Below are 13215 nucleotides of genomic sequence, written 5' to 3' on the forward strand. Positions count from 1 at the left end.
ACCATAACTATTGCTATGAAAATTATTGCTATTGGACGCAATTACGCCGAGCACGCCAAAGAATTAAATAATCCGATACCAACCACTCCTGTTATTTTTATGAAGCCAGATACTGCTTTATTAAAAGATAACAAACCATTTTACCATCCCGATTTTTCGCAGGATGTTCACCACGAGATTGAACTGGTGCTTAAAATCAGGAAAGAAGGTAAACACATCAGCGAAAAATTTGCTGCCGATTATTTTGACGAAGTTGGATTAGGCATCGATTTTACCGCCCGCGACATCCAAAGCCGCCATAAAGAAAAAGGCTTGCCATGGGAACTGGCTAAAGGCTTTGACGGCTCAGCCCCTATCAGCAACTTTTTACCCAAAAGCCAGTTTGCCGATTTGTACAACCTGAACTTGAAGCTGGATGTAAACGGACAAACCCGCCAGGATGGCAATACCAAAGATTTATTATTTTCTTTTGAGCGAATTCTAGCCTTTGTATCTCAGTACATTACCTTAAAAAAAGGCGATTTAATTTTTACTGGAACACCCGAAGGTGTGGCAGCTGTGCAAACCGGAGACCATTTAGAGGGTTACTTGGAAGGACAAAAACTTTTGGACTTTTACGTAAAATAGCATGATTAAGAAAGCCGGCGCTATTTTGCTGGGATGCGTATGCCTTGTGCTGAGCACCCTTGCGCAAGATAGAATACAAAGCAGATCCTACCCTACTACCGATTTTAGATATCCGCTAGATTTACCCCCTAGTACAGCTGGCTCTTTTGGCGAGCTTAGGGCCATGCACTTCCATTCCGGGTTAGATTTTAAAACCAACCAGCGCACCGGTTACCCCGTGCATGCTGCTTTATACGGTTATGTATCGCGCCTGCGGGTGCAATTGGGCGGGTTTGGCAACGCGGTATATCTTACGCATCCCAACGGTTACACCACCGTTTACGCTCACCTCGATCATTTATCGCCCGAACTGGCCGCTACTGTTCGTAAATACCAGCAGGATCATCAAAGCTTCGAAGTTGATTTTAAATTGCAACCCTTTGAATTCCCGGTAACCAAAGGACAGGTAATTGCCTGGTCGGGTAATACGGGCGCTTCGGGCGGGCCGCACCTGCATTTTGAAATACGCGACTCTACTACTGAAGAAACTATCAACCCGCAGCTCTTTGGCTTATCCATTCCAGACCGTGTTCCGCCAAGCATCAGCGGCATTACTATTTATCAACTTAATGGGCACCCGTTCAGCGAGCATACGCCAAGGCAGTATCTGGGTGTAGCAGGCGCTAACGGCAATTATCATCTTAGTAATCCGCAAACACTGTCTTTAAGTGGCGATATCGGTTTTGGCATTTCGGCCATCGATCAAAACAGCACCTCAGTAAATCGTAACGGCATTTACTCGCTTGAATTAAAGGTAGACGACCGCACGGTATACACTTTTTCTGTTGAACGGTTTGCGTTCGACAAAACGCATGCTATTAATGCGTATATCGATTATCCACAGTTTGTACTCTCACGCCGTTGGATACAAAAGTGCTTTATTTTACCAGGCAGTCAGATCACGCTGTATCCGCAGTCAGAGAACCGGGGCATTATCAGTTTTAAAGATTCACTGTTGCATACTGTACAATATGTAGTAAAAGATGTGGCAGGCAACACCTCTACACTAAACTTAAAAGTACAGGCCAGTATTCCGAAAGACCGTCCCGTTAACACCGTTACGGGCACACTGTTTAAATACAACCAGCGTAACGAGTACAGTAATGGTCCGGTTAAAGTAACTATACCACCCGGTAACTTATACGATGATCTGGACTTTACTTATGCGGTGCTGCCGCAAATGCCGGGCGCCTATTCGGCAACGCATCGTATCCACAGCCGGCTTACCCCAATTCACGAAAATTTTGATTTGTGGATAAAGCCCGATGCCAACATTGGTGCATTGGCTAACAAGGCTGTTATTGTAAATGCGCTTGCCGGTTCGGTAGGTGGCATTTACCAGGATGGTTATGTAAAAGCTAAACCAGCGGCTTTTGGTGATTTTTATATTAAGGTAGATACCATACCGCCGGTCATAACACCATTAAATATCCGTGATGGCAGTAACCTGGCGGGTGTAAGCAGCATCAGTTTTAAAGCTCACGATAATCTATCGGGCATAAAAAGCTACCGCGCTACTATTGACGGGCAGTGGATATTGCTGCAGCAAGATTACCGAACTCGCATATTAAAATATATATTTGATAATACCATACAACCCGGCAGGCACACGCTCGAATTTGTAGTAACCGATCAAAAAGATAACGTGAGCCGGTATACTGCCGAATTTAACCGATAACACCATGGCAACTTTAAAAGCAGGCGACAAAGCTCCAGATTTTACCGCAAAAGACCAAAACGGCAATACAGTTTCGTTAAGCAACTACTTAGGCAAAACCATCATCCTATACTTTTATCCAAAAGATGATACGCCGGGCTGCACTGCCGAGGCGTGTGATTTTCGCGACAATTATCAGTCATTAGCCGCACAAGGTTATGAGGTGATTGGGGTAAGTACAGACGATGAGAAATCGCACAAAAAGTTTGTAACCAAGTATAATCTGCCTTTTACGCTGATTGCCGATGAGGAACAAGAAATTGTTAATGCCTACGGCGTTTGGGTAGAAAAAAACATGTATGGTAAAACCTATATGGGTACGGCCCGTACTACGTTTATTATTGGCGAAGACGGCATTATACGTAATATCATCAGCAAGGTAGACACTAAAAATTCATCACAGCAGGTGTTAGATCTGCTACAGGCCTAAGAATACTAGATTAAAAAATAATCAGTATTTTAGCCAAGTTTAGGGCGTAAGTAACATTTTTGTTATTATCCGATTAAACTTAATAGCTCAAAATTCATCTTATATATAAGAAACATAAATGTCATTACAGGTTAGTGATACCGAAATATTGGAAAAGTTCCAGAACGAAAGGACACGGAACGAAGCTTTTAACTTGCTGCTGAAAAAGTATCAGCAAAAAATTTACTGGCACGTTAGGCGCATGGTAGTAAATCATGACGATGCGGATGACTTAGTGCAGGATGTGTTTGTGAAGGTTTGGAAAAACCTGCCGGGCTTCCGTAACGACGCACAGCTGTACACCTGGATGTACCGCATAGCTACCAACGAGTGTATCACTTTTCTGAACAAAAAGAAACAGAAGAACAATATACCGCTGGATGACGTATCGTACGAACTGGCCGAATCATTAGCCGATTCGACTTATTTTAACGGTGATAAAGTGCAGATGAAATTGCAGCAGGCGCTGCTTACGCTGCCCGAAAAACAGCGGCTGGTTTTTAATATGAAATACTTTGATGACATGAAGTATGAAGAAATTTCTGAAGTTTTGGGTACCAGCGTGGGTGCATTAAAGGCATCTTTTCACCTGGCAGTCAAGAAGATAGAACATTATTTGACATCAAAAGATTAATTTCTTTTTTGATTAAACCTTTTGGTGGTAATTTAATCTAACAGGGGATATGGAAATCGATATGGAAAATATGCAATGGCCGGACGAGGATGCGGTGTTAAGGATGTTTCCGAAAGGAAGCCCGTTCACTGTGCCTGACGGTTACTTTGACGATTTAAGCCAGCGATTACAATCGTATGTACATTTAGACGACCTGAAACAGGACGAGCCTGCCTATGGCTTTACCGTTCCGGAGAATTACTTTGACGATTTAAGCAGCCAGATTCAAAGCCGTATAGCTATTGAAGAGGCTTTACCCAAAGATACGCTGGGTTTAACTGTACCGGAGAATTACTTTGACGAACTAAGCAGCAACATACAAAGCCGCATAGCTATTGAAGAGATAACATCAGCAGAAGATGCTGGCTTTAAAGTGCCCGAAGGTTACTTTGACGAGTTAAGTAATAACATCCAAAGCCGCATTGCCATTGATGAAATGGTGAACGCAGAAGATGATGGCTTTACAGTACCACAAGGTTATTTTGACGAACTAAGCAGCAACCTGATGAGCCGCATAGCTATTGAAGATATGGCTGGCCAACCTAATGAAGCAGGCTACGTTATACCTGAAGGCTACTTTGACCAGTTGCACGAGCAAATTACCGGTCGCATTCAATTAGAAGAATCGGTAAACGCTGATAATGCATTTACCGTTCCGGAAGGTTATTTTAGCCAACTCACCGAGAGCATTTTAAGTCAAACCAGCGAAAAGCAGGAAGCTAAAGTGGTAATTATGCAGCCTGCAAGGCGTAGCATTATCCGTAAACTGGTTTCATCTGCCGCATTGAAATATGCCAGTGCCGCCTGTTTTGCTTTGATAGTGGGTGTAGCTATATATGTTAAACAAGGCGCAAGCCCTGAAGCACAGCACAAAAATTCTGTTTTGCATAAAGAGCTTTCTGAGATACCGGCAAGTGCTATTGAAAGTTATTTAGAACAACAAACCGACGCCTCAGATTCTGAACATACCGTTGTAACCGAAAGCACACAACTTGATATTAACAGTTTAAAGGCCGCCCTACAGGATGACCTGGATGAGGAGTAATTAAAAAATGAATAAGTTAGTTAAATATATATTAGTTATTGCTTGTGTCTGTACGGGTTTCAAGGGCTTTAGTCAGTTCAGGCAACCACCCGCCTTTAGAGATAGCCACACCGGACCGGCATTAAGAATTGATGCGGTTAAGGAAAATTACATTAAAGATAAGCTTGACCTCACAGATGATGAGGCGTCTAGATTTTGGCCTGTTTACCGGCAGTATCACAATGAAATGGTAGACGTTAGACGTCAGAAACGCTTAAACATGTCTAATCCTAATGGCAGCGATCAGGTACGTAAAGAAATGTACTATGATGAAAAGCTGGTAGAAATTAAAAGACGCTATACGGATGAGTTCTTAAAAATTCTGCCACCCCAAAAGGTTAGTCAAATCTTTAAAAGCGAAAACGAGTTTACTAAAGAATTGATCAGACAACTGGGCGAACGCCGCGGCAGGCCCGAGTAATTTTACAATATTATAAGCAAAGGCTTACCCCACAATGGTAAGCCTTTTTTATTTTTGCACCATGCTTACACTTCGCCAGCTTTTTTTAGCCAACAATGCCCAAACCACTGATTTTCCATTAATGCTGGAATTTGAACGAGCCGAGGGTGTTTATATGTATGATGCCGAGGGCAAAGCCAGCTTAGATTTAATTTCGGGCATTGGAGTAAGTAATATTGGTCATGGAAACCCTCAGGTGATTGAAGCCATTAAACAGCAATTGGATAAGTATATGCACCTGATGGTGTATGGTGAATATGTGCAAACTCCGCAGGTACGTTTCGCCGAAAAGCTGGTAAGCTATTTACCTGATAGTTTGCAGTCGGTTTACTTTACCAATTCAGGTGCAGAGGCTATTGAAGGGGCTTTGAAACTAGCTAAGCGTTATACTGGTCGGCACCAAATAATCGCCTGCAAAAATTCATATCATGGCAGTACACATGGTGCATTAAGTGTAATGGGCAATGAAGAATTTAAACAAGCTTACCGTCCGTTGCTACCAGGTGTACAATTTATTGAGTTTAACAACCCAGACGATCTACAATTCATTACTAAGGAAACAGCCTGTGTAATACTGGAAACTATACAAGGCGAAGCTGGCATTCGTGTACCCAACGCCGCTTACATGCAAGCCCTGCGCGAGCGTTGCAATGAAACTGGCACATTTCTGATACTGGATGAAAACCAAACAGCATTTGGCCGTACCGGCAAGTTGTTTGCCTTTGAACATTTTGACATAGAGCCCGATATTTTAGTACTAGGTAAAGCGTTGGGTGGTGGCATGCCTTTAGGCGCTTTTATAGCGTCAACTGATGTAATGGGTGCTTTAAAGAACAACCCTATTTTAGGCCATATCACAACCTTTGGTGGTCATCCGGTATGCTGTGCTTCAGGCTTGGCTTCTTTGGAAGTGCTTACTCAAAACAACCTGATTGAACAAGTTGCCGATAAAGAACTACTTTTTAAACAGCTACTTAACCATCCGGCTGTTAAACAAATACGTGGCAAAGGTTTGATGCTGGCTGTTGAATTGGAAAGCTTTGATCTGAATAAAAAGATTATAGACCGTTGCATTGAAAACGGCATCATCACCGACTGGTTTTTACATTGCAGCAATTCTATGCGCATTGCCCCTCCCCTTATCATTACCGAGCAGCAAATTCGCGATGCTTGTGAGGTGATTTTAGAGGCGATTGGTTACTATGTACGATAGCAGAGTTAGTGCTTTGCTATTACTTTAAGTTGATTATTAAAAACGTCATTTTGGACCAATTGCAATTACAGCACTTACCATTAACCATAAAACACTATATCACCTTATTCCTTTTTACCAAATAAGCCTTCAGCAAAGCGTTATAGCCTTCATGAATGTTAGTATCCACCAAATCTACACCGTACTGGGCGCATTTGAGTGCTAGGTCATGGCGGTATTGTTCAATGGCATTACGATAACTATCACGTACACGGCCGGGATGTACTTTAATTTCCTCGCCGCTTTCTATATCCACAAAATGGTGCGGACGGTTATCAAAATTAAAATCCAGTTCGTGGCGGCGATCATTCACATTAAAAATAATTACCTCGTGCTTGTTATACTTCAGATGTTGAAGAGCGGAAAATAAGGCTTGTGTCTTTTCGGCGTTTAGGCTGTTCTCCAACATATCGCTAAAAATAATAATCATCGAACGTTGGTGTACTTCTTCTGCCACATGATGGATGACATCCGTAAGGCGAGTTTGCGTATTGGTTCTTGGTTGACTATACGCCTTTTCCAACTCAGCAAATAAATAAAACAGATGCGTTGTAGTTGAACGTGCCGCGCTTAGCCAGTCAATTTTATCGGAGAACAGGCACAGCCCAAATGCATCACGCTGCTTCTTGAACAAGTACATCAACGAGGCGACAGCATGTACCGAGAACTCGAGTTTATTTTTACCCTTTTGCGGATAGTTCATGGAAGATGACGTATCCAGCAGTAAATAACAACGCAGATTGGTTTCTTCTTCAAACTGCTTTACAAATAGTTTATCTGTTTTAGCAAACAGTTTCCAATCAATATTTTTTACTGATTCGCCGCTGTTGTACAACCGGTGTTCGGCAAACTCTACAGAAAAGCCATGAAACGGACTTTGGTGCAAGCCAGTTATAAAGCCTTCCACCACCTGCCGGGCCAGTAGCTCGAGGTTGGCCAGATGCCGTATTTCCTGATTGGTATTTAAATCAGCCATCGATTACAAGGTAAACAAAAAAAGCGTTACTGTAATGAGTAACGCTTTTCGATATATTTTAGGATGATGCTTACGCTAATTGTTTAGCTAGTTTATCAGCTAACACTGATTTTGGCACAGCACCAATTTGTTTGTCAACAATCTGACCATCTTTAAAGAACAATAAAGCAGGGATATTGCGGATACCAAATTTCATTGAAATGCCAGGATTGTTATCCACATTTACTTTACCCACTAAAGCCTGACCTTCGTAGTCTTTTGCAATTTCTTCAACCACTGGGCCAACCATACGACACGGACCGCACCATTCAGCCCAAAAGTCAACCAATACGGGTTTATCTGCTTTTAATACCAACTCTTCAAAGTTAGCATCGGTAATTTCTAAAGCCATGATTTTTTAGTTTTAAATTTGTATTAACAAATATATGATAATCAAATAGCTTGCCACAAGTACCAGTATGACATTGTGACAATTTTATTACGGGCAGATGATTTTTAACCCCATACATGACATACTCCCTAGTTGGTTAAAATATCTGTAACATAACATTATATCATTACCACCTTTATTAACGAAACGCTATCTGCTTATAAATTAAGTATGTCAAATTACCGATTTGTGAACAAATAGGATAATAAATCACAAAGCTTCTCACTATTAACCATAGAATAAATAAAACCTAATCAATTCAAACACATACAGATGTGTTGCGTTGTAAGGTGACTTATATCCATATACTTTTGAAGCTTCATTCACCTAGATTTTTGAATGCTTATATACTGAATATAAGATTTAACGTTGTTATCTAAAAAGCAAAGTAATTTCATGACTGTGAGAAATTATTCTTACAGTGCAACATTGGTTGGCTTATAAACAGAAAATGTTTTATAAAGCAACCCTATTCGTCTAACTGTGAGTATTGGTAAAAAAGCATATATCAGCTTGCTGGTTCTATTTCTAATTGCGTTTCCAAAAGGTGGATTCAAGGTTGGAAATGTTCCTATTACTTGGGGGTACCTGTTACTGGCTTTTACTTTTTTATTAATTGTTGCTAAAATAATTATTACCAACCAGTTTAGCATAACCGTAAACCGGTTGCTGGCATTTGCGGTATCAATACCTTTTCAACTATATTGTATAATGGTTTTTGCAGTGAATGGGGTGGCCAGTACAGGCTTCTACATATCACTGCTCACTAGTTTTATATTTCTTCCGTTCTTCTTTTTGATTATAACGGGCTACTATATAGACCGCATAGATCTGCATTATACTTTTAAACAAATAAAACGCGCCATCTTTTTTATTGCAGTATATGGTATTGCCCTTTTTATCTACAAAGTAGTTACGAAGAAATTTTTAGAAATACCTTACCTCACTGTTAACGCCGACGACTTTGGCCAACTTGAAAATAAGTTCATCAACCGCGGTTCGTTATTCAAACTCATATCAACCTATAATAACGGTAACATTTTTGGGGTATCTGTATTGATGTTCTTGCCACTTTATAACCAGCTTGAAAAAAGTTCATTAAAAAAGCTGGCCGTTTATCTTTCGCTGGTATTAACACTATCCCGTACGGTTTGGATAGGTATTATGCTGTTTCAGGTATTCAAAATTTTCAATAAAAAGGCCGGGATAAAAAACATCATATTCGTTATCATTTCATTTGTGGTAATTGGTATAAGTATAGGCTATATGCTTAGCTTTATGAATTATGACCTTACTTTTCTATTTGATAAAAATTTAGGCGGTCGTGCCAAACAATTAGAAAAACTCAAAGAAATTGAGTTCATTACCAGCAAAAAGTTTTCTTTGATTGCAGAAATTATTTACATCTCGGTGCTAGACGGCTTTGGTATTTTAGGGCTAATCTTTTTTTTGCTCTCTATGTTGGCTCCCCTGATAATTTATATTCTCGGTATCACCAGATACAAAAAGTCAAGATTCAAAACGGCTTTGTTTCAGGGTTTGTTGTTATACTTGATCTTATCTTTTTCGGATGGCGCTATCTTGTATATACCCGTAATGGCTTTTTATTGGTTGATAACCAGCTTTCTTTTGTCTAAAAATACATTTTTTGGGATAGATATACAGCGATCATCTGTTAAGAAGTTTACCCCAATAAATGACGTTGTAGAAAACCAGTATGAGTTACATAAATCCAGTGCATAACATCATAATGCAAGCAGCTTATGTTCAACTAAGCACTTGCATTATGATGCTATATTACACATTACTTTAATATAGGCGGCACATTCGTTAAATTAAGAATTTCCTCCAGCAAATCATCGCTTGGATTTACCTTGCAGGTTTTAGACGGAAGATCGATAAATAAGGTATCTTCACTGTCTTTAACCATGAAACGCAAGGCACAATTACGGTTTTGGTACTTATCGTTGTTTTTGTTTACCGCTTGCTCCAGACTGGTCAGCAGCTGCTCGTTCAGGTTGTGCAAATGCAAACATACCGTGAGCGATTTGGTAAACTTATCGCGCATTTCTGACAAAAGGTTGATGGCCGACAGGCGCAAATCCCAATTATCTTTCTGGCGATACTTTTCTTCGACATTTCCTTTAAGCTGTACAAAGTATCCATCTCCCAGCAGGTTGCGGAACTTGATGTAGTCATCGCCAAACAGCGCAAATTCGTACGAATCGTTATAATCTTCCAGTATAAACGTACCAAATGGCTTACCCGTTTTCGTCATTTTATGCTGCACATTGGCCATTAAACCACCAATGCTCAATTCACCCATACGGCGCAGTTGATTAAAACGCTCCACCATATCCTCCTTTGCTTCTCCGCTACGCATAGCCACCAGCACTTTCAAGTCTGATACCTTACACTGGCAGTATTTTTCCAGTTCCAGCTTGTAGTTGTCCAGTGGGTGACCGGTCAGGTAGATGCCAATCACGTCTTTCTCGTACTTCAGCTTTTCAATCAGCGGCCACTCTTCCACCTCAGGCATAGCCGGTTCGGGAATATACGCCGACATGCCCGAGCTGCCAAACAGTGAGGCTTGAGATGAATTTTGCGAATTTTGATAGTCGTTAGAATACTTTATTAAACGCTCGATACCGGTGAACTGACTGTTTTCTGTCTTGGCAAAAAACTGTGCACGCTTTAAGCCGTAGCTATCAAATGCACCACTGTAAACAAGGTTTTCGTAAGCTTTTTTATTAACGTTACGTGGATTGCTGCGCTGGGCAAAATCAAAAACCGATTGGTATGGACCACGCTCTCTACGCTCTTCTATAATACTTTCAATGGCCTTTTCGCCCACCCCTTTTACACCGGTTAGGCCAAAACGAACATCACCTTTCTTATTTACGGCAAAAGCCATATCCGATTCGTTCACATCCGGCCCCAGCACGTTAATGCCCATGCGCCGGGTTTCTTCCATAAAGAAAGATATTTTTTCGATACTGTTTTGGTTATTTAAAACCGCAGCCATGTACTCTGACGGGTAATGCGCTTTCAGATAAGCTGTTTGATAGGCTACAAACGCATAACAGGTAGAGTGCGATTTATTGAACGCGTACTGCGCAAACGCTTTCCAGTCGTTCCATATTTTGGTTAGCTTATCTTTTGGATGACCTTTGGCCGTAGCTCCCTCCACAAACTGAGACTCCATTTTGTTGAGTACCTCAATCTGCTTTTTACCCATCGCCTTACGCAATACGTCGGCATCACCTTTGCTAAAGCCGGCCAGCTTTTGTGATAAAAGCATCACCTGTTCCTGGTATACGGTAATACCATAGGTTTCGCCTAGGTACTCTTCCATATCCGGAAGGTCAAAAGTAACGGGTTCTAAACCATGTTTACGTTTAATAAAGTTTGGTATATACTCAATTGGCCCTGGGCGGTACAGCGCGTTCATGGCAATTAAATCCTCAAACCTATCGGGTTTTAGCTCGCGCAGGTACATTTGCATACCGTCGCTCTCAAACTGGAATGTACCGTTGGTATCGCCACGCTGGTATAGTTCGTAAGTTTTTTGATCGGTAAGCGGTATATAATCTATGTCTATTTCAACGCCGTGATTCTGCTTAATCATGCGCAGGGCATCCTTGATGATGGTCAAGGTTTTCAGACCCAAAAAGTCCATTTTGATTACACCGGCATCTTCAATTACCCTACCGTCGTACTGGGTCACCAGCAGGTCGGAGTCTTTAGCCGTTGCTACCGGTACAATGTTGGTTAAGTCGTCGGGCGCAATAATCAAACCCGCAGCGTGTACACCTGTATTCCGTACTGAGCCTTCTAGCTTTTCGGCCTCACGCAATACGGTACCGCGTAAATCACTACCTTTTTTAATTTCCTGTAATTCGGGTACTTGCTCAATAGCCTGCTTTAAGGTAATACCCAAGGTATCGGGTACCAGCTTCTTCATGGCGTTTACCTCAGATAAAGGCATATCCAACACCCGGCCTACGTCCTGGATACTGGTACGGGCCGCCATAGAACCGTATGTAATAATTTGCGCTACCTGGTTTTTGCCGTATTTATCTACCACGTAATCAATAACCCGCTGCCTACCCGCATCATCAAAGTCGGTATCAATATCGGGCATCGATTTACGGTCGGGGTTCAAGAACCTCTCGAACAGTAGGTTATATTTAATAGGATCGATGTTGGTGATACCAATGCAGTAAGCCACCGCCGATCCGGCTGCCGAACCACGGCCCGGCCCGATGAATACGCCGATATCTCGCCCGGCCTTAATAAAGTCGGACACGATAAGGAAGTAACCCGCAAAACCCATAGTTTTGATAGTGAACAACTCAAAGTCGAGGCGTTCCTGCACATCGGGCGTAATATCTTTATACCGTTCTTTAGCACCGGTAAAAGTTAAGTGCTTCAGGTACTCCCACTGATTCAGGTTGTCCGATTCCGGGCCTTGGTGGATCTTAAATTCCTGAGGTATCGGAAAGTTAGGCAGCATGATATCGCGTTTCAGCTTCAGCACGTCTACCTTATCTACAATCTCGTTGGTGTTATCTAATGATTCGGGGAGGTCATGAAACAGCTGGCCCATTTCGGCCTGTGTTTTAAAATAGAACTGATCATTCGGAAAACCAAAACGATAACCTTTGCCTCCCTCTTCGTCGGTTGCTATAGGTGTGCTCTGCATATCGCCGGTGTTAACACAAAGCAAAATATCGTGCGCGTTGGCATCCTGCTGATCCACATAATGCGAGTCGTTAGAACAGATAACTTTAACGTTATGCTTTTTAGAGAACTTAAGCAGCGTATTATTAATAATTTCTTGCTCCGGAATTTCGTGGCGTTGCAGCTCGATATAGTAATCCTCACCAAATAGATCAAGCCACCATTTAAACTCCTGTTCGGCCTCTTCTTCACTCTTTTTCAGGATAGCCTGCGGCACTGATGCACCGATACAGCACGAGGTAGCAATTAAGCCTTTATGGTGTTTTAAAATAAGTTCTTTATCAATACGAGGCCATTTGCTATATAAACCCTCCATGTACCCGTATGAGCATAGCTTGATGAGGTTACGATAGCCCTCCGCGTTTTTGGCTAAAAACAACTGGTGATGCCGAACGTCTTTTTTCTCTTTGGTAAACTGCTTTTTATGACGGTCTTCTACTACGTAAAATTCACAACCTACGATGGGCTTTACATTGTGCTTAGCGGCTTCGGCCACAAATTTAAATACACCAAACATGTTACCATGGTCTGTGATGGCCAGGGCCTTCATGCCATCCGCAGCTGCCTTTTTATACAGTTTTGAAATATCGGCGGCACCGTCCAGTAAAGAGAATTGGGTATGTACGTGTAAGTGAGAAAAATCAGGCATAACTTATCCGGGTCAACAATTACAAATTTACGAAAAAGAAAAGAGCCGAGAGACAAGAAACAGGAACTAAGAGCTGTTATTTATGTCATTTTGCTT

11 protein-coding genes are annotated in these 13215 nt (G+C 41.7%); 8 read left to right on the forward strand and 3 right to left on the reverse strand.

Going from position 1 to position 13215, the window contains the following annotated elements; all coding sequences use genetic code 11:
* Positions 1–15: 15 nt before the first annotated feature.
* The 7 genes from GPM24_RS00905 to GPM24_RS00935 all read left to right on the forward strand — a co-directional run bounded on the left by GPM24_RS00905 (position 16) and on the right by GPM24_RS00935 (position 6282).
* A complete protein-coding gene (locus GPM24_RS00905) occupies positions 16–627 on the forward strand; it encodes a fumarylacetoacetate hydrolase family protein (protein ID WP_158824861.1) in 612 nt (203 codons plus the stop codon).
* A 1-nt stretch (position 628) separates the two neighbouring features.
* The gene (locus GPM24_RS00910) at positions 629–2344 is read left to right on the forward strand and encodes a M23 family metallopeptidase (RefSeq protein ID WP_158824862.1); all 1716 of its coding nucleotides are present in this window, start codon (positions 629–631) and stop codon (positions 2342–2344) included.
* A gap of 4 nt (positions 2345–2348) precedes the next feature.
* The gene (bcp, locus tag GPM24_RS00915; protein WP_158824863.1) at positions 2349–2813 is read left to right on the forward strand and encodes a thioredoxin-dependent thiol peroxidase; all 465 of its coding nucleotides are present in this window, start codon (positions 2349–2351) and stop codon (positions 2811–2813) included.
* 118 nt (positions 2814–2931) lie between these two features.
* The gene (locus GPM24_RS00920) at positions 2932–3486 is read left to right on the forward strand and encodes an RNA polymerase sigma factor (protein ID WP_158824864.1); all 555 of its coding nucleotides are present in this window, start codon (positions 2932–2934) and stop codon (positions 3484–3486) included.
* A 49-nt stretch (positions 3487–3535) separates the two neighbouring features.
* Positions 3536–4570, forward strand: a complete 1035-nt coding sequence (locus GPM24_RS00925; protein ID WP_158824865.1) for a hypothetical protein — start codon at positions 3536–3538, stop codon at positions 4568–4570.
* Positions 4571–4577: 7 nt separating this feature from the next.
* A complete protein-coding gene (locus GPM24_RS00930) occupies positions 4578–5030 on the forward strand; it encodes a hypothetical protein (RefSeq protein ID WP_158824866.1) in 453 nt (150 codons plus the stop codon).
* Between the two features lie 61 nt (positions 5031–5091).
* Positions 5092–6282 (forward strand): aspartate aminotransferase family protein, encoded by a 1191-nt coding sequence (locus GPM24_RS00935; RefSeq protein ID WP_158824867.1) that lies wholly within the window; start codon positions 5092–5094, stop codon positions 6280–6282.
* Positions 6283–6376: 94 nt separating this feature from the next.
* Here the strand turns inward: GPM24_RS00935 and GPM24_RS00940 are convergent, their stop codons facing one another.
* Together GPM24_RS00940 and trxA are read right to left on the reverse strand one after the other, a co-directional pair.
* Entirely contained in the window at positions 6377–7297 is a 921-nt protein-coding gene (locus tag GPM24_RS00940; RefSeq protein ID WP_158824868.1) for a DUF58 domain-containing protein, read from the reverse strand.
* 70 nt (positions 7298–7367) lie between these two features.
* Positions 7368–7688, reverse strand: coding sequence for a thioredoxin (trxA, locus tag GPM24_RS00945; RefSeq protein ID WP_158824869.1), 321 nt, complete (start codon positions 7686–7688; stop codon positions 7368–7370).
* 522 nt (positions 7689–8210) lie between these two features.
* On the opposite strand from trxA, the gene GPM24_RS00950 reads away from it, so the two are divergent.
* On the forward strand, positions 8211–9470 hold the full coding sequence (locus GPM24_RS00950) for an O-antigen ligase family protein (protein ID WP_158824870.1): 1260 nt from the start codon (positions 8211–8213) through the stop codon (positions 9468–9470).
* Between the two features lie 61 nt (positions 9471–9531).
* Here GPM24_RS00950 and dnaE read toward each other — a convergent pair whose 3' ends face one another.
* Positions 9532–13119, reverse strand: a complete 3588-nt coding sequence (gene dnaE / locus GPM24_RS00955; RefSeq protein ID WP_158824871.1) for a DNA polymerase III subunit alpha — start codon at positions 13117–13119, stop codon at positions 9532–9534.
* Positions 13120–13215 lie beyond the last annotated feature (96 nt).

It is taken from the genome of Mucilaginibacter lacusdianchii, assembly GCF_009770985.1.
GTDB classification, from domain to species: Bacteria; Bacteroidota; Bacteroidia; order Sphingobacteriales; family Sphingobacteriaceae; genus Mucilaginibacter; species Mucilaginibacter lacusdianchii.